The organism is candidate division WOR-3 bacterium (assembly GCA_039801725.1).
Taxonomy (GTDB): domain Bacteria; phylum Hydrothermota; class Tepidihabitantia; order Tepidihabitantales; family DTDR01; genus DTDR01.
This window is the reverse complement of the sequence record JBDRVE010000005.1, coordinates 52344-69585: the sequence shown is the minus strand read 5'-3', so window position 1 is coordinate 69585 and position 17242 is coordinate 52344. Positions and strand designations below refer to the sequence as shown.

General features: G+C 29.7%; 18 protein-coding genes. 14 read left to right on the top strand and 4 right to left on the bottom strand.

Annotated elements, in window-relative coordinates:
• The 8 genes from ABIK75_02140 to ABIK75_02105 form a co-directional block, all read left to right on the top strand.
• Positions 1-1836 (top strand): M14 family zinc carboxypeptidase (locus ABIK75_02140; protein MEO0089895.1); only part of this gene is annotated, 1836 nt, incomplete at its 5' end.
• 97 nt (positions 1837-1933) lie between these two features.
• The gene (locus ABIK75_02135) at positions 1934-2740 is read left to right on the top strand and encodes a GxxExxY protein (protein MEO0089894.1); all 807 of its coding nucleotides are present in this window, start codon (positions 1934-1936) and stop codon (positions 2738-2740) included.
• 27 nt (positions 2741-2767) lie between these two features.
• Positions 2768-3787 (top strand): PD-(D/E)XK nuclease family protein, encoded by a 1020-nt coding sequence (locus ABIK75_02130; GenBank protein ID MEO0089893.1) that lies wholly within the window; start codon positions 2768-2770, stop codon positions 3785-3787.
• A gap of 1 nt (position 3788) precedes the next feature.
• Positions 3789-4301: a hypothetical protein gene (locus ABIK75_02125; GenBank protein ID MEO0089892.1), complete on the top strand. Its 513-nt coding sequence runs from the start codon at positions 3789-3791 to the stop codon at positions 4299-4301.
• 37 nt (positions 4302-4338) lie between these two features.
• Positions 4339-4962, top strand: a complete 624-nt coding sequence (locus tag ABIK75_02120) for a prolyl oligopeptidase family serine peptidase (protein ID MEO0089891.1) — start codon at positions 4339-4341, stop codon at positions 4960-4962.
• Between the two features lie 461 nt (positions 4963-5423).
• Positions 5424-7127, top strand: a complete 1704-nt coding sequence (locus ABIK75_02115; GenBank protein MEO0089890.1) for a carbon starvation protein A — start codon at positions 5424-5426, stop codon at positions 7125-7127.
• A 4-nt stretch (positions 7128-7131) separates the two neighbouring features.
• Positions 7132-8121: an aspartate-semialdehyde dehydrogenase gene (locus ABIK75_02110; protein ID MEO0089889.1), complete on the top strand. Its 990-nt coding sequence runs from the start codon at positions 7132-7134 to the stop codon at positions 8119-8121.
• The gene (locus ABIK75_02105) at positions 8118-9170 is read left to right on the top strand and encodes a glycosyltransferase family 1 protein (protein MEO0089888.1); all 1053 of its coding nucleotides are present in this window, start codon (positions 8118-8120) and stop codon (positions 9168-9170) included. Before ABIK75_02110 ends, ABIK75_02105 begins: the two co-directional genes overlap by 4 nt.
• Here the strand turns inward: ABIK75_02105 and rsmG are convergent.
• From rsmG to ABIK75_02085, 4 genes are read right to left on the bottom strand one after another with little or no spacing between them, the layout of a single operon-like run.
• The gene (gene rsmG, locus ABIK75_02100; protein MEO0089887.1) at positions 9165-9827 is read right to left on the bottom strand and encodes a 16S rRNA (guanine(527)-N(7))-methyltransferase RsmG; all 663 of its coding nucleotides are present in this window, start codon (positions 9825-9827) and stop codon (positions 9165-9167) included. The genes ABIK75_02105 and rsmG overlap by 6 nt on opposite strands.
• Before the next feature lie 3 nt (positions 9828-9830).
• Positions 9831-10970, bottom strand: coding sequence for an ABC transporter substrate-binding protein (locus ABIK75_02095; GenBank protein ID MEO0089886.1), 1140 nt, complete (start codon positions 10968-10970; stop codon positions 9831-9833).
• Positions 10971-11017: 47 nt separating this feature from the next.
• Complete coding sequence (locus tag ABIK75_02090; protein MEO0089885.1) at positions 11018-11317, bottom strand: hypothetical protein; 300 nt, start codon at positions 11315-11317, stop codon at positions 11018-11020.
• A 19-nt stretch (positions 11318-11336) separates the two neighbouring features.
• Entirely contained in the window at positions 11337-11633 is a 297-nt protein-coding gene (locus tag ABIK75_02085; GenBank protein ID MEO0089884.1) for a hypothetical protein, read from the bottom strand.
• Positions 11634-11782: 149 nt separating this feature from the next.
• On the opposite strand from ABIK75_02085, the gene pgsB reads away from it, so the two are divergent.
• The 6 genes from pgsB to ABIK75_02055 are packed head-to-tail and all read left to right on the top strand — an operon-like array spanning position 11783 to position 17242.
• Positions 11783-12961, top strand: coding sequence for a poly-gamma-glutamate synthase PgsB (gene pgsB / locus ABIK75_02080; protein ID MEO0089883.1), 1179 nt, complete (start codon positions 11783-11785; stop codon positions 12959-12961).
• Positions 12955-13413, top strand: coding sequence for a poly-gamma-glutamate biosynthesis protein PgsC (gene pgsC / locus ABIK75_02075; protein MEO0089882.1), 459 nt, complete (start codon positions 12955-12957; stop codon positions 13411-13413). The genes pgsB and pgsC overlap by 7 nt, the downstream gene beginning before the upstream one ends.
• Positions 13410-14411, top strand: coding sequence for a poly-gamma-glutamate system protein (pgsW, locus tag ABIK75_02070; GenBank protein MEO0089881.1), 1002 nt, complete (start codon positions 13410-13412; stop codon positions 14409-14411). Before pgsC ends, pgsW begins: the two co-directional genes overlap by 4 nt.
• The gene (locus tag ABIK75_02065) at positions 14408-15130 is read left to right on the top strand and encodes a hypothetical protein (protein ID MEO0089880.1); all 723 of its coding nucleotides are present in this window, start codon (positions 14408-14410) and stop codon (positions 15128-15130) included. The genes pgsW and ABIK75_02065 overlap by 4 nt, the downstream gene beginning before the upstream one ends.
• Entirely contained in the window at positions 15111-16034 is a 924-nt protein-coding gene (locus ABIK75_02060) for a hypothetical protein (protein MEO0089879.1), read from the top strand. Before ABIK75_02065 ends, ABIK75_02060 begins: the two co-directional genes overlap by 20 nt.
• Positions 16031-17242 (top strand): hypothetical protein, encoded by a 1212-nt coding sequence (locus ABIK75_02055; GenBank protein ID MEO0089878.1) that lies wholly within the window; start codon positions 16031-16033, stop codon positions 17240-17242. Before ABIK75_02060 ends, ABIK75_02055 begins: the two co-directional genes overlap by 4 nt.

Sequence of the window (17242 nt, the reverse complement as noted above, 5' to 3'; positions counted from 1 at the left end):
AGGATTGATTTAGATTATGATGGTGTTGATTTAAATAGAAATTATGATTTTCTATTTGAACGTGGAGGCTCAAACGAACCAAGTAATCGTTATTATCGTGGACCTTATCCTTTTTCCGAACCAGAAGCAAGGGCAATAAGAGATTTAGCATTAAGAAAGAAATTTATTTTAAATGTCTCTTTCCATTCAGATAAAGACCCCCATATGGGCGAAAGAATTTATTATCCTTGGCGCTGGGGAAATAGTTTTTCACCCGACCATCAACATATTAAGGCTGTTTGCGATACTTTTGCTTTGAATATTGTCAATGATGCCAATAACGGAACCTATTTAAGTATTTATGGAAATGCCCAAGAAGGTGGTTTAGAAAGAAATTATCTCTATTATACTTTTGGAACCTTTGCCTTCACCTGTGAAATGTGGCGTGGTTATTATCCACCGGAAGAAAGGGTTGATACCATTTGTGAAAGAGTATTTATTGGTGTCCAATATCTACTAAAAAGAGTTTTACAATCCCATTTGGCAATTAAAGTATTAGAATTAAATACTAATAAACCTTTAAAAGCCGAGGTAAGAGTTTTGGAAGCCTATGCACCACCAGAAACAATTTTGCCAAGATATACTGACCCAATCTTTGGCAGGGCAAGAAGAATTTTGAAACCCGGAATTTATACTATTGAGATTTTAAAAGAAGGCTATTATTCAAAAAAATTTAGTATTGAAATATCACCTTTTAATATAAAAGATACTACAATTTATTTAGAAAGAATGCCTGGCTGGATTAAAAAAACAGATGTTCCTTCTTTAAAAAAAGTAAAAAGTGGTGGTGCTTTATGTGCCTTAGAAGATAAGATTTATGCTTTAATTGGCAACAACACAAATGATTTATTCTGTTATGATATAAATTCTGACGGTTGGGAAAAAATAAGTGAAGTACCTGAAGGAGTTAGTAAAAAGAATGTAAAAAAGGGAGCCTCAATTTGTACAGATGGAAGATATCTTTACATTATCAAAGGAAATAATACAAGAGATTTCTTCCGTTATGACCCGATAAATAACTCTTGGAGAGAATACGAGATTAATTTTTCTAAAAGAATAAGGGGAAGTTCAATGGCTTTTGATGGTGATTCTTTTATTTACATTATTTGTGGTTCCAACAATAATGAATGGCAAAGATTTAATATCTATACTGAGAAATTTGAGATATGTAATCCACCAACTTTACCGGCTGAAAGATGGCGAACCGGTTCTTGGATTGTTTATGCTGAAAGTTCTATTTATGCCCTAAGAGTTGGTGGTAAAACCAACGAGTTTTATGAAATAAAAAATGGTGAAGTAATAAGAAAAGAAGATCTACCCTTAATTGGTTCAAGTGGCAAACCAAAAAAGGCAAAAGAAGGAAGTGCCGGTACATATGATTATAACAATAAATTAATTTATGCCTTAAAAGGTAATAACACCTTAGAGTTCTTTTTTTATAACCCTGCTACTAATCAATGGAAAATATTAGAAGATGTCGGAGTTCCTTACGGAGTGCCCCAAAAGAAGGTAAGAGGTGGCGGTGCCTTAACCTATTCCAACTTTGCCCAAGGTCTTTTTGCTTTTATTGGTAATAACACAAATGAGTTTTGGCTCTATCTTCCCTATTCTAATTTTACATTAAATTTAAAGAACCAAAATTTAATTACAAAAAAAGAATATAAAATTCTTCCTTTAAAAGAAAAAGAGAGAAAAGAATTTAATATAGTAGGCAGAAGAATTGTTTTCCAACATTTAAAATCTGGAGTCTATTTCTCACCGTCAGGGAAAAAAGTAATTATAAAACTTCCTAATTAACTTTTATAAATTCTATACCGCCTTTAATTTATCTCTACCTTCTTGACTTTTTTGAAAAATTTAAATAGAATTTGAGAAAAATTTAAGAGGAGGTCTTATGGATTATTTAAAAGAAGTCAAAGAGGCAGCCGAAGAAGTCTTAAAAGTATTAGGCGAAGGATATGAGGAAAAAGTTTACGAAGAAGCATTAGCCCATGAATTGAGAATAAGAAAGATTCCTTACGAAAGGCAGAGAAATTTTGAAATTATTTATAAAGGCTACAAAGTGGGTGAAGGAAGGGCAGATTTAATACTTAATCCTCTGTGGTGTAACAAAAGTGGCGAAGAAATTGTTTTGGAGTTGAAAAAAGTAAAGAAAATTTCTGATGCCCACAGAAGACAGGCACAGGTGTATATGATTTCTTTAAATATCAACAAAGGAGCAATTTTAAGTTTTGGCGACGAGATTATTTTAGAAGAGGTTGAGAGACCTAAAAGAAATATAAACTCTTCGGTTACTCAAGCAAAGAAATCAAACGAACCAATCTCTTCGTTACTTAAAAGAGCAGCCAACGAAGTATTTGAATATTTTGGTGTGGAATTCCTTTATCGAGAAACCAAAGAAGGGAAAGGTTCGGAAATCTTTTCTAACGCTATTGGTGTTGAATTGAGATTAAATGGAATTGAGTATTCAAAGGCAACTTTTCCTATTTGTTATAAAAACCATAAAGTAGCCGATCTGTCTTTTAACTTTGTTTTTCCTAATGGCGAAGTTGCTCAAGTATCTTCTTACGAAGATAAAGAAGAAGTAGAAGAAAATTTAGAAGAATTTAAATACTACTTAAAACTATTTAATTTAAAAAAGGGCTATCTTATTTGTTTTCCATCAAACGAAGAAGATAAAGTTTTGGTAAAAGAAGTATAAAATAATAATAATAAATAACGATTTTATATGATTCAAAAAACCTCGACTATTAAAACTATCCAAAAGTTCAATAATTTTATAACTGAGGTAAAGAAAATTATTAACAGAGAAAAAGAGAAAAAAGAGAAAGAATTTGTTGAGTTTATTAAAAAAATAGAAAACTCTATTGATAATAAAAAAAATAAAAGATATGAAAAATTTAAAAATTTTATAAAAGAGGCAAAAGAAACAATTCAAAAAGATAAAGCCAACAAGGAAAGGGATTTTAAAATTTTTATAGAGAAAGTTAATAAAATACTTCAAGATAAAGAAAAGGAAAGTGAAAAGCATTTTAGAAATTTTATAAACAAAGTAGAAGAATATATTATAAAAGAGGTGGAAAATTGGTCTGATAGTGATAAAAAATTATTTGAAATTTACAATGAAAAGCAGGAAACAAATATCTTTGAGGGTTTTGATAATGAAGGAACTTATCGAGATTTTTTAGTCTGGTTACTTGAACCAAAGAATTCTCATCAATTAGGTGATAAATTCCTAAAGTCTTTTATATATCATATTGCGAAAGAAAAATATAATCTTTTAAATATTAAATTAGAATTTGAAGATATTGAAATAGAAAAAGAGAAGTTGGGAATTGATTTTATAATTAAAGGGAAAAATTTTTATTGTGCAGTAGAAATGAAATTGTGGGGTGGGGCAGGTGACAAACAGTTAGGAAAATATAAAGAAGACTTAGGAAAAGACCTGAACTATGAAAAGAAAGAACATAAATTTAAAATTTGTTTAGACCCAAAGGAATATAAGAATATGGAAGAAAAGAAAAAGGAAATAGAAACTGCTGGTTTTAAACTTATGGATTGGTGGGAACTTAGTAAACTTTTAGTTGAAATCTACAAAGAAGCAAATGATGATGTAAAAAGTTTAATTAGACAATTTATAAAGCAGATGTTTAATTTTGCTCAAGAAAGAAATAATTTTGCTAAAAGAGAAGAGATGTTAAAGAAAAAGAGATGGTTTGAAATTTACCAAAATAAAAAAGGAGGTTAAAATGGCAGAAGAGAAAAAAGAAATTTTTAAATTTAATGAATTAAGTAGATTAGTTATCCAAAACTACGAAATTCTTCAAGAAGCACTGGGAAAATTTTTGGAAGATATTAAAAATTTTCGAAACTCCTTAAAAGATAAATTAAACAATCTCCTATCCCAAAATTACCAAATTGAGGGCCTTAGCGATGCTCCTAGTTATAGTGATATTTTTAAAAAAGAAGGATTATTAGACGAGATTGATGATTATTTTATCATAAAAGAAGACCGAAAAACTGTTTATAGTTGCGGATTAGTTATTAAAAGAAATAAAATAGACCTTATTTACATTCTTGCTTCATTCCGATTCCTTAAAAATAAAAGTAAATGTATAATAATTAAGAAATATAAGAAAGATAACAAAAATTACAAAATTAAAATTATAAAAGATGATATTGAAATTGAAAACAGACCTATAGAAGAGATTGCTAATGAAATTAAAGAAGTATTAGAAAAGGAAGAAAAAGAAGAAAAATAAATTTTGACTTTTAAATTCTTTCCTTATATAATTTCCTATGCCTTTCCTTATTTTCCTTTTATCTATTTCCCAAATCTTTTATTGCGATAGTGATACCGATTGTTTTTATATACCGAAAAAGAGAACAAAAAAGAAATTGCCTGCCTTACTTGTTTTAAGTTGCACAGGTGCAAAAAAGGAAGATTTGGATTCCTTAATTTTTATTGCCGAAAGTCTTGGCTTTATTTTGTTCTCTTGCCATAAAAGTAGAAACCACCGAGATTTCCTTTTAAACGATAAGGATATTTTAAAAACTTATCAAAAATTAATAAAAAAATATTCTTATGTTGATACTTCTAAGATTTTTATTTATGGCTTTTCTGGAATGGGTGCCCAAGCATTACTTTCTAATTTTTTACATCCAGAAATCTTTAAGGGCGCTATTTCCGTATGCGCTCCTTCTTTACCGTCCTCTCTTATTAAACCTGATAAACTAAAAAAACATATATTTTATTTAATAACCCGAAAAAGGGACTGGAACTTTTATCATAATATAAATCTCCACGAATATTTTAAGAGAAATAATATCAAAGATACATTAGTGATAACCGAAGGCGAACACGAAATTGGTAATAAATTTGAATTATATAAAGCATTATCCTGGCTCAAAAATAAGTTCTAATAATCTATTACTTTCAATATCTTATGCCTTCAGTAATTTTATGAAATTAGCCACTTCTTGTAAGTTATTGATATTAAATTACTTAGAACAAAAAGTTTCCTGTATGGAAACTTTTAATTTTGTCAATCTTTTATATAAGTGATATAAAATCAATAACTTAAATAAAATTAGCCTTTTAGATAGGGGGCTATATAGTATACTGCCTTGGAGAGCACCTTGGAGTTAATTTTTAAGAAATTTTTAAATATAATTTAAATCATTTTTAATTTGAGATATTAAAATGTATTCGGAAATTTTATTAAAAAAGAGTTATTATTAAGGAGAAGGATTTTAATAATCTAAAAATGATGCTAAAGAGATGGGAAATAATTTAAATCAAACTTTCTTAGTTTCTTAAAGGATTTCTATCTCTCTTATTCTTTTCTATTGATTTTTTAAAAATTTTTATTATAAATTAAACTATGGGATTTATAATATTTTTAATAAGTGTTGTTTGGTTTATTTTAATGTATCATTTTTACGGAAGATTTTTAGCGAAAAAGGTTTTTAAACTTGACGATAATAACAAAACACCTGCCCATATTTTACGGGATGATACTGATTATGTGCCAAGTAATCGTTGGGTAGTCTGGGGACATAATTTCACTTCTATTGCTGGCTTAGGACCGATTGTTGGACCGGCAATCGGAATAATTTGGGGTTGGGTACCGGCGCTTCTTTGGATAGTTTTGGGAGCAGTCTTTTTAGGCGGTGTCCATGATTTTGCCTCTTTGGTTTTATCTTTAAGAAATAAAGGTCTTTCTATCGGCGAAATAACTACCCAAATTATTGGCAAAAGAGCAAAATATCTTTTTATGTCAATAATCTTCTTTGAGTTATGGGTGGTGATTGCCATCTTCGCAATGATAATGGGAATTCTATTTGAAATGTATCCCAGTTCGGTTTTCCCTATCTGGATGGAAATACCAATTGCTCTTACTTTATCTTATATGGTTTTTAAAAAAGGTAAAAGTTTAGAACTCTGGTCTTGGTTTGCCCTTATGGCAATGTATGTTACGGTAGCGATCGGTGTCTTAATACCTATAAAAATTCCGAGTCCAAATGCGATTGTTATTTGGATTGTAATTTTAATGATTTATTGCTATATCGCCTCTACTTTACCTGTTGAGACATTACTTCAACCAAGGGATTATATCAACTCTCACGAATTGTTGGTTGCTGGTTTATTAATTTTTGCTGGTGCGGTTGCTGCTTTTATTTCTGACCCAGGACATCTTGGTTTTGTTGCGCCCGCTTTTAATTTCTCAGTAAAAGATGCGCCACCAATCTGGCCTTTTCTCTTTGTTACGATTGCTTGCGGAGCAATCTCTGGCTTCCATTCTCTTGTTGTTTCTGGCACAGCATCTAAACAGATTGATAAAGAGAGCGATGCGAAATTAGTCGGCTATGGTGGTATGATTGCTGAAGGAATTCTTGCTTCCCTTGTTATTTTAGCAGTTGCGGCTGGTTTTGGTGCAATAGGAAAAGGACTAAATATCGGAATAAAGGAATGGGCTAATCATTATAAAGATTGGTCTTCGGCAAGTGGTTTAGCAGCAAATATTAAAGCCTTTGTTGTTGGTGCGGCAAATATGATGGGTTACATTTTTGGTAAAAGCAAATATATGATGGAATTGATGATGACAATAATGGGTGTTTTTATTGTCTCTTTTGCTGGTACAACAATTGATACGGCGACAAGAATCCAAAGATATATTGTCCAGGAATTTGGCCAAAGTACCCGCATAAATTTCTTAACCAATAAACATATTGCCACTTTAGTGGCAGTTGGTTCTGCCTTTGGTTTGGCAATGATAAAACCAGGAGGAAAAGGTGCTTTAATCCTCTGGCCGCTTTTTGGTACCATTAATCAATTACTTGCTGGACTGGCATTGGTTGTCGCAACTTTATATTTAGTATATAGAAAAACAAAGCCAATGGTTGCGGCAATTCCCACAATCTTCTTAATCCTTATGACTGGTTGGGCAATGATAAATAATATCCAAAACTATTTTAAAACCCATAATTGGGTGCTTTTTATTATCGGATTAATTGTCTTTTGTCTAATGGTTTGGTTAGTTATTGAAGGAATAATTGCTTTATCAAAAAAGAAGGTAGTCTCTTAAAAATATGAGGTTAATTATTTTAGGAATTACTGGATTAGTTGGTAGAAAAATTTGCCAAATTATTCAAGAGAGAAAATTAGAATTTTCGGAAATCCTTGGTTTTGCTTCACAAGAAAGTGCTGGTGAAAAGATACTAATAAATAATAAGGAGATAGAAGTAAAGGAATTGAAAGAGGTTTTTAACTATCTTGGTGAAAATACCTATGTCTTATCCTCCTTAGAAGAGAATATTACGAAAGAGATTATTCCTCAAATAAGAGAGAAGGCAATTGTGATTGATAATTCCAGTATTTTTAGATTGTGTGAAGATGTTCCCTTATGTGTTCCGGAGATTAATAAAGAGGTCTTAAAGGAGCACAAAAATTTGATTGCCAATCCCAATTGTACGACAATCCAATTGGTTTTGGTTTTACATCCTTTAAGAAGGGCAAGCGAATTTAAAAAAGTAGTTGTATCAAGTTTACAATCGGTTTCTGGTGCTGGTGAAGATGCCTTAGAAGAATATTATTATGAAGCAGAGTTTTTGGCAATTGGTGACCAAATCCAAAAAGCAACTGATTCGCCTTTCCCTTTTGTGATTGTTGATAATATAATACCTTTTATTGGTGAAATAAATGAAGATGGTTATTGTAAAGAAGAGTTAAAGATTATTAATGAATCAAGAAAGATTTTATCTTATCCCAATTTGGATATTACTGCTACTACTATCAGAGTACCGATTGCCCATTGCCATTCAATATCTTTATATGTAGAATTTGAGAAGGAGATAGAAAAAGAGAAAATAATTGAAGAATTGAAGAAGGAGAATTATTTGAAAGTATTAGAAGAAGAAATTCCGATGCCAATTATTGCTCGAGAAACTGACTTGGTTTATATTGGAAGAATAAGAAGAATAGATAATAATAGATACTGGTTTTTCATTGTTGCTGATAATTTAAGAAGGGGTGCAGCAACAAATGCGGTTCTAATCTTGGAAGAACTTTTAAAGTTATGAAAATCTTATTAGTCTCCCGTTGGAATGCTACTTGTGGTATTAGTATGCATGCTGAACTTATTGGTAGAGAATGGGCAAAGAAATATGAATTAAAAGTTTTAGCACCCTATTTAGAAACAGCAATCGATTGGTATCACGTTGTTATTGAAAACCCTGATGAAGATTATGTGATTCGTGGTTATGAACAACCAAAAGAACGATGGGGCGAAGGAAAAATTGATGAAATAATCTTTGGCGATTTCGATGTAATTGTTTTTGAAGGTGGTTCTCATTTATTGCCAATAAAGACTTTATTAAAAATATTTCCTCAATTAAAAGCAAAAAAAGTATATGTTTGCCACGATGCTGCATTAAGATGGTTTTCTGACGATTTCTTTAAACTAAATTTTGATGCCATTGTTGTCTTTGATTATCGTTATCAAGAAATGCTTTTAGACAAATACCCCAAGGAAAAGATTTATATTATCCCTTATCCTTGTTATCCAATTGTCAAAGGTGATAAATATAAATTAAGAGAAGAACTAAATATTGAAAAAGATAAAATAGTTTTCTTTACCTTTGGTCGCCAACCTTTAAATGAATATGAAGACTATTTTTGGTTAGTTGAGAAACTAAAAGATAGATATAATATCAAATATTTAATTTTACGGTCTTCAAAAGATAAAGATGAAAGGTTTCCGGAAAGCAAAGTATTAGAAATAAGAAGAGGAGCCCCACCCAATGAAACGATATTTAAATATCTATTAGCAGTTGATATCCATCTCATTCCTAAAAGAAAAGATCAACAAGACATTGTTGTTTCCAGCACGGTCTGCCAAACTTTGGGAACTTTAACACCGATTGTCTTTCCTGATACCCGTTATGTGGAACTTTTGGATAAAGAGGTGGTAAAATATAAAGATAAAAAAGATTTGGAAGAAAAAGTTATAAGATTAATTGAGGATGAGAATTATCGGAAAGAAATAATTTCTGCCCAAGAAAAATATGTAAAAGAAAATTCCGCAGAGATTATTGCCGAAAAGTTTATTCAGTTGTTTAAAAAATTATAGAATCTCTTCAGTTTTCTCCAAGATCAAAAGACTTCTTACTAAACGGATATGCTCATAGCGAAATTTTACCACATCCTTTGGTTGATAACCCGCTTTCTTAATAAGTTTTTCACTCTCTTTCAATTCTCTTTCGATTACTTTGGTCTTCTTATACAAAATAAGCATATCGGGTTTCAAAGTATCTAAACCCATAATCCATTTTAAAGTCTTCTTCAAAGGAGCCACTAATCTCGAAACGACAATATCAAATTTTATATTCGTTATCTCTTCAAACCTTTTATTAAGGACAATACAATCATCCAAACCCAACTCTAATATTACTTTCTCTAAAAATACTGCCTTTTTATGTTTTGACTCAATCAGATAAACTTTTAAATCAGGCCGAAAGATTTTGATTATTATTCCCGGAAATCCCGCACCACTTCCTAAATCAGCAATAATTTTATTTTCGGGTAGAAGTTTAGTAACAACTACTGAATCAACAAAATGGTATTTAATTAATCTCTCGTTATCCTTTAAAGAGTATAAATTTAACCTTTGCCTTTCACTGATAAGTAATTTATGATACTTTACTAATTTATCAAGTTTCTCTTCGTCTAAAGAAATATTAAAGGAGTTAATAATTTTATCAAAGGCACTCCAAGTTATATCAGCCATTCTTTAAGGATGAATAGTAGCCACATAACAAGCCTTACCATTTTTATACTGCATAATTACTGCATCCTTTATCGGATTACCATTCTCATCAAAGACGATTTTACCGGAAACAGTATTAAACTCTTTTATCTCATTTAATGCTTCCCTTATCTTCTCCGGTTCAAAAGAATTTGCCTTTTGAATTGCGGTCAATAGTAAAATTGTGGCATCATAGGCAAGGGTCGCTAAGGCATCTGGTACCTTGCCGTATCTTTCTTGATATTTTTTTACCCATTCTTGCACTTCTATTCTTGGGTCTTCCGGTGAATAGTGATTAGTAAAATAACCACCTTCAATCGCCTCACCAGCAATTTTGGAAAGTTCCGGCGAATCCCAACCATCACCACCCATCAAAGTAGAAGTTATACCTAATTGTCTTGCCTGCTTAGCAATCAAGCCAACCTTCGTATAATAATCAGGTAAAAAGAGTATATCAGGATTTGATTGTTTTACTTTTGTTAAAAGGGCAGAAAAATCGACATCATCTTTTTGATAAGATTCAAAAAGTACTACTTTTCCACCACCTTCTTCAAAGGCAGTTTTAAAGAATTCTGCAAGCCCTTTTACATAATCGTTACCAACATCATAAAGCACAGCAGCGGTTTTAGCCTTTAGATTGTTTAAAGCAAAACTGGCTGCTACTTTTCCTTGAAAAGGATCAATAAAACAGGCACGAAAGATATATCTTTTTCTTGTTCCATCTTCTTTTACAGTTACCTTTGGATTGGTAGAAGTTGGTGTTATCATCACAATCTTACTTTGTTCACAGATCTCCGAAACTGGAATTGATGCCTTAGAAGCCACTGAGCCGATTATCGCGTTTACTTTATCTTGATTAATTAATTTATATGCCGCATTTGCTGCTTCCGTTGGATCATTTTTATCATCGCAGATAACATATTCAATCTTTTTGCCCAAAATGCCACCTTTTTGATTAACCTCTTCAATCGCCAATAAAAAGGCATTCTTTACCGATTCACCAAACGTCTTCACATCACCGGTCAATGGAGCAATCAACCCAATTTTCAATTTCTTTTCCCCTGTTTGACAAAAGATAATAAGAATTAAAGTAAGAATTAAAAGACCTTTTAATAAACTTCTCATTCTTTCCTCCTTTTTAAGTAGAAATTATAAACAGGAATTTTCAAAAATCAATCTTTTATTTTATATTTTCTTATTATCCATTCATCTCCTATTCCCCTACGTACTGGTTCTTCATATTTAATTATTCCTTTTCCTATTTCAACAGTAAATCCTCCCCAGGCAGGAAAAGTATAATCAAACCATTCCTTTGTTTGAGAATGCCACTCCCAATTTTGATATTCCCAGATTAATACTTCATATAAATTTTCTTCTTTTTTAATTATTTTGGCAACTGAAAGAATACCTGTTGAATCAATTATTCCATCTCCATCTAAGTCTTCTTCTGCCTTTTCAACCGTTCTGTACATCTCCCATTCATCCTGATATTTAGGTTTTATTGGAAAAAGTTTTATAAAAATTTTTCTCTTGTGAATACAACCACAGATAATCATCTTCATAAAAATAAATACCTGGTAAAGGTCCACCTGCTATTTGATAACCATTCACTTGTTTATTCTTAATTTTATTTATTTTTCTTAAAACTGATGCCTTTTCGTAAGAACTATCTTCAACCATACTATCATTTTGGGGATCATAGGAATAAAAAATGTGCTTGTAAACCCAATAATTACCAACCGCTAAAGGAACAGGAAAATTTGTTTTTATTTCTTTAAAAATTAACATTAACAAAATTATTCATTCATCTATTAATTAAGTGTGAGAAAAATTTTTCCCATTTTTTAATCACCTTTGATAAATTATAGAAAAGATTGTTGAAAAATCAATAGTTTAAAAAATTGAAAAACGGCATAATTTTTGATATAATTTAAACAATGATTTTTTTATTTTTTCTACTGGTTATTTTCCTTTTCTATCTTTTTTGGGAATATCAGACTCACCAAAGAAACTTAGAAAAAATAAAAATAAGAATTTTAGTTAATGGTACAAGAGGAAAATCTTCAACTTGCCGATTAATTGCTGGTGGTCTTTTAGAAAATAATAAAAAAGTTGCCTGTAAAACCACTGGTACGAAACCAAGATTGATAATTAATAATAAAGAATTTCCTATTATTAGATTAGGAAGAGCAAATATTATTGAAGAGAAAAAGATTTTTAAAAGGTTATCTCAGGAACAACCAGAATTTAGCATTACCGAATGTATGGCATTAGTTCCGGAATATCAAACAATTTATAATGAGAAACTTGTTCAACCCCAGATTACGGTTATTACTAATGTAAGAAATGACCATTTGGATGTTATGGGACCTACTTTAAAAGATGTGGCAATAAATTTAGCAAGAACAATCCCAAGAAATGGAGTATTATTTATCTTTGAGGATGAAAATTATTTAAAGATATTTGAAGAGAAAGCGAAAGAAAGGAATTGTAAAATAGTTTATGTAAAAAAAGATAGTATAAATGATGAGATGATGAAAGGTTTTTCTTATTTAGAACATAAAGAAAATGTCGCCTTAGCATTAGCAGTATGTGAATATTTAGGTTGTGAGAAAAATAAAGCCCTTTTGGGAATGAAAAGGATTAATCCCGACCCAGGGGTTTTAAGGGTGTTTGAGATAAAGATTGATGATAATTATGCTTATTTTGTTAACACTATGGCGGCAAATGATCCAGATTCAATTTTTTATCTTTGGAATAAATTTAATAGTATAAATTACGATTACAAAATTGTTTTAATGAACTGTCGAGCAGATCGGATTGAAAGGTCAGAACAATTGGGTGATTTAATTAATAGTAAATTTATTGCTGATTATTATGTGGCAACTGGTTTTTTAACTAAACCATTTATTAGAAAACTAAAAAAAGAAAATATATTAGATTTAGAAAAAAAAGCACCCAAAGAAGTTTTTACTCAAATCTCAGAGATTATAAAAAGTAAAGGTAAAAACAAAAAATGGTTAATTTTTGCTACCGGTAATATTGTTGGTTACGGCGAAGGATTGGTTAAAGAATTTCAAAAATACGGTAAAGAAATTGATTATAATTTATGGTAATAATTGAAGGTATTGGTTTAGGAATGCTTCTAAGTTTTTTTATGACCGAAACAATTGGTTTAGCGGCTGGCGGAATTGTCGTACCTGGCTATTTGGCTTTAAATCTTCATCATCCCTTTAAAATTATTTTAACCTTTTTTATTGCCTTATTAGTATATTTAATTAATCTTATCCTTTCTAAATATGTAATCCTTTATGGAAGAAGATTGCTTTTAATTTCAGTAATTTTAGGTTATCTTTTTGGCTATCTATTTAAACTATTTCCACCAATAACTTATCAAAAACAAATGTTAAATTGGGAAGTTATTGGCTATGTTATTCCTGGCCTCTTAGCCTATTGGTCGCAAAGACAAGGAATTATCGAAACCTTTTCTACTGCTTTGGTAGGTAGTGTGATTACCCGTCTTATTTTGATTTTAATTAACAGTGGAAAAGTTTTTATTTTTAAATGAGAAAAAGAGTTGGTAAGGTAGGAAAAAGTATTATAATTATTTACGCTCTGTTGGCTGTTATTCTCTTTCTTATCCTCAGTTTCACAGTTAAAGAAGAAAAAAGCAAATATTACGAAGAGAAGATTAAAGCGGTAAAAAAAGCAAAAGAGGCAATGGAAATAGTAAAAAAATCAAGGTTAAACTATGGGATTCCTATCGATATTATCAATGACCCAAAAGAGAGTGGTTTGATTTTCCATCCTTATTCGCTTTTAACTTATGAAAGAACAAATTTAGCATTATCCCAAGCATCCCTTTCGCCAAATTTTGCTGCTCTATTTGTTGAAGTATTAAAAGATAAGAAATTGAAAGAAAATGATACAGTTATTCTTTTTTTAGATGGCAGTTTCCCAGCTTTAAATATCTCCCTATTATCTGCATTAGAAATTTTAAAAATTAAACCAATAGTCTTCTTGCAAGTGGCTTCAATCTCTTATGGTGCTAATGACCCAAATTTCACCTTTTTAGAGATTTTAAAAATACTTAAAGATAATAAAATCCTTGACTTTACTTGTGAATATGCCTCGCTTGGTGGAAAAAACGATTTAGGCGAAGGATTATCTCAAGAAGCAAGAGAATTTATTAAAGAAAAGATTAATTATTATAATATAAAACCAATTATTGCTGAAAATGAATCTCTACAAATTTCCTTAAAAAGAGATTTATTAAAAAACCGCCATTACAAAGGAATTATTGCTATCTCTTATGATTTATCTTTTAAAGAAATAAATAAAAAAACCTTTTTCTATCATTTTGCTAATCCTCTTATTTTAAAGGAAGAATACGAAATTAAAGAAGAATTATTTAGAGGTAGATTATTTTACGAAAAAAGATATCCCCTTTTTTATACAGCATTATTTTTGATTATTTTGCTTGTCTTATTATATGTGATTATCAAATATGATTTAGAATATTATTTAACAAGAAAAAAAGAAGAAGTTTATGAGGAGGGAGTATGAAAAAATTTCTAATATTTATATTTTTATTTTTCGCTCTTATTTTTGCTGAAACCTTAGAGGTTAAAAAATCGTCCACTATTAAAATTCGGGTTCTAAAACCAATTGAAGAGGAATATTATCTTTTAACAAAAGATACACCAATTAAAATCAAAGTAAAAGGACCAAAGATTTTAAAGATTTATACCCGGCTTTTATTTTTACCTTTAAACCATCCAGAATTTCACAATATCGGAAGTTATAAAATCCTTTTAAAAACCAATGATAAAGAATATATCTATCATTTTACAACTGAAATCTCAAAACAGGCTTATGATAAAAAAGGAAGACATTATGGAAAGTGGCGTTCAATCAACTTGGAAGTTCCTTCAGGAATCCACGAATATCAACTATTACTTTTTGATGCCCAAAGAGAAACAGTAGCAATAAGATTAGAATTGAAAAAACCGAGCGAATTTAAAGAAATAAAAGTTATTTCTCAAATTGATACAACCCCAATAAAAATAAAACTTAACGGTCCTAATCAATTTCAAATCCGATTTCTAACAAAAGAAAAAACTAATATAAGTTATCAAATAATAAAAAATGGCGAAATTATTTTAAGGGATACAACAAAAAAAATTCTTTTAAATATTGATGAAGAAGAAGCAGAAATTTTAATTGATATTAAACCTTATGAAAAAATAAGTAAAATTAGAATTTATGAAAAAAGAAAACTTTAAATTTCTTATTATTTTTTTATTAACCAATTTTATCTTTGCCCATACTTTTGAATTCCAACAAGGTTTTATTTATGACGATAATATTTTCAAATTTTCTCAAAAAGACTTGGAGTTATTTAGTAAAGGCAAAAAAGATAAAGATTATAAAACTGCCGACGATTTAATAACCTCTTTCAGTTTAAAAATAGATTTTTATCTAAAAAATCTTTTATTTGCTTTACAAACCGAATACAAAGGTTTTTTACAAAATCGGAAGAAAAGTTATTTAGAATATCAAATATCAACAAAATTTTCTAAATTAAATTTTGGTTATACCTTTTTACCCAATTATTATCTTCGCAATTTTTATCAAAAGCCTTGTCTCTATAACGAACATTCTCTCTTTTTAAGAGTTAATTTAGAAGATTTTAATATTGGAATAAAAAACGAAATTGACTTATACAATGAAGATTTTAAATATTACAATTCTAATTCTTTTTCTATCACTTTCGGATATAAAAAAGATATAAAAGTAATTTATCAAATAGTTAATAATCTGAGTTTAATAAGAAATTGGACAATCAATAAATTAGAAGAAAAAGAACCGGATATCTCTTATTTTCAAATCGGTAACGAACTAAAACTGAGAAGAAGAGGAGAATTTATTGATTTAATATTAACTTTGGAATTAAAGAGAAGAAATTATTTAACTAAAATTGATCTAACCCATAAGAACCGAGTTGATTATCTATATTCTATCTCTTTTCAAATACCAGTAAAACTTAAAAAAGATTTATCAATTACTTTCGGGTATAGTTTTGAAAAAAGAACTTGTCAGATTCCTTATAAAGAAGAGTTTGAGGATATTAAAAATTATCAAAAAAATATCTTTTCTTTAAAATTGACCAAAGGGGGTAAATTATGAAAAGAGTTTATTTTCTTTTTCTTATCCTTCTTTTCTGTCACTATCCTTTAAGGGAAAAAAGAGCACCAGAAATTTTTAAACCTTCTTTTGATGAAAGTTTTTCTCCCCTTTCTTCAATAATTTTGGAATGGGAAAAAATTAACGATGCAATTAATTACCATTTTCTCTTGGATGATACCAATACTTTTAAAACACCAATAATTGATACCATTATCTCCGAAAATAGTTTGACATTAAAAGAATTAAAAGAAGGAAATTATTACTTTAAAGTGAGATATTTAGATAAAGATTCAATTTATTCCCAATGGAGTGAGGTAAGAAGATTTAGGATTAGATTTTTAAATTTCCTCAAATCTTTCAAGACCGAAGGCTATCCTAATGATATTCTTTTTTATAATAATTATCTTTTGGTTGCTGGTAGTCAAGTTGGTTTAGAGATTTTTAATGAAAACGACAAAATCAAATCTTTTTCTGATAGAAGAAATATTCTCTACGGTTTAGGAATTGATACTTTAAGAAATCTTCTCTATTTAGCCTATGGAGAAAAGGAACTAAGTGTTCTAAATCTCAACTTTTTACCTGATACAATTTATGAAATAAATTCTTTATCTTGGCCTATTGCTTATGCTTATGATTTAAGTATTTTAAATGATACTATTGTCGTCGTAGCCGCAGATAAACAATTTTTAGTAGTAAATGTAAAAGATACCTCTTTTTTATATTTAATTAACCAAATTTATTTTCCTTCCTCTTTAAGGGGATGTGCCACTTTTAATAATCTGATCTTTCTTGCTTGCGAACAAGAAGGGGTGTATATTTATCAATTAGCAGACACCGTTGCTTTTCTATCGAAAATTGACACACCAAATAATGCCCGCGATTTAGTTGGCAATGATTCGCTATTATTTGTTGCTGATGGTCGAGGAATAAGTATTATTGATATAAAAGACCCTTCAAGACCAATTTTCAAAAAAGAGAGAGAAATAAGTGGCTATTGTAAAAAATTATTTTTAAAGGATTCATTATTATTTGCTGCCTGTGGTTCTGGTGGTTTAAAAGTTTATAAAATTATTAGCGAACCTGATTATTTAAAAATATTATCGGAGATAAAATTTAGTGATTGTCGGACAGTATTTGTTGATAAAAATTATCAAATTTATGTTGGCACAAGGGACGAAGGGATTTTAATCTATCAAATAAATTTTTAA

What these genes read in the sequence shown, in the direction of transcription:
- ABIK75_02135 (MEO0089894.1), top strand. Translation starts at nt 1,934, where the DNA reads ATGGATTATTTAAAAGAAGTCAAAGAGGCAGCCGAAGAAGTCTTAAAA.
- ABIK75_02130 (MEO0089893.1), top strand. Translation starts at nt 2,768, where the DNA reads ATGATTCAAAAAACCTCGACTATTAAAACTATCCAAAAGTTCAATAAT.
- ABIK75_02125 (MEO0089892.1), top strand. Translation starts at nt 3,789, where the DNA reads ATGGCAGAAGAGAAAAAAGAAATTTTTAAATTTAATGAATTAAGTAGA.
- ABIK75_02120 (MEO0089891.1), top strand. Translation starts at nt 4,339, where the DNA reads ATGCCTTTCCTTATTTTCCTTTTATCTATTTCCCAAATCTTTTATTGC.
- ABIK75_02115 (MEO0089890.1), top strand. Translation starts at nt 5,424, where the DNA reads ATGGGATTTATAATATTTTTAATAAGTGTTGTTTGGTTTATTTTAATG.
- ABIK75_02110 (MEO0089889.1), top strand. Translation starts at nt 7,132, where the DNA reads ATGAGGTTAATTATTTTAGGAATTACTGGATTAGTTGGTAGAAAAATT.
- ABIK75_02105 (MEO0089888.1), top strand. Translation starts at nt 8,118, where the DNA reads ATGAAAATCTTATTAGTCTCCCGTTGGAATGCTACTTGTGGTATTAGT.
- rsmG (MEO0089887.1), bottom strand. Translation starts at nt 9,827, where the DNA reads ATGGCTGATATAACTTGGAGTGCCTTTGATAAAATTATTAACTCCTTT.
- ABIK75_02095 (MEO0089886.1), bottom strand. Translation starts at nt 10,970, where the DNA reads ATGAGAAGTTTATTAAAAGGTCTTTTAATTCTTACTTTAATTCTTATT.
- ABIK75_02090 (MEO0089885.1), bottom strand. Translation starts at nt 11,317, where the DNA reads ATGTACAGAACGGTTGAAAAGGCAGAAGAAGACTTAGATGGAGATGGA.
- ABIK75_02085 (MEO0089884.1), bottom strand. Translation starts at nt 11,633, where the DNA reads ATGTTAATTTTTAAAGAAATAAAAACAAATTTTCCTGTTCCTTTAGCG.
- pgsB (MEO0089883.1), top strand. Translation starts at nt 11,783, where the DNA reads ATGATTTTTTTATTTTTTCTACTGGTTATTTTCCTTTTCTATCTTTTT.
- pgsC (MEO0089882.1), top strand. Translation starts at nt 12,955, where the DNA reads ATGGTAATAATTGAAGGTATTGGTTTAGGAATGCTTCTAAGTTTTTTT.
- pgsW (MEO0089881.1), top strand. Translation starts at nt 13,410, where the DNA reads ATGAGAAAAAGAGTTGGTAAGGTAGGAAAAAGTATTATAATTATTTAC.
- ABIK75_02065 (MEO0089880.1), top strand. Translation starts at nt 14,408, where the DNA reads ATGAAAAAATTTCTAATATTTATATTTTTATTTTTCGCTCTTATTTTT.
- ABIK75_02060 (MEO0089879.1), top strand. Translation starts at nt 15,111, where the DNA reads ATGAAAAAAGAAAACTTTAAATTTCTTATTATTTTTTTATTAACCAAT.
- ABIK75_02055 (MEO0089878.1), top strand. Translation starts at nt 16,031, where the DNA reads ATGAAAAGAGTTTATTTTCTTTTTCTTATCCTTCTTTTCTGTCACTAT.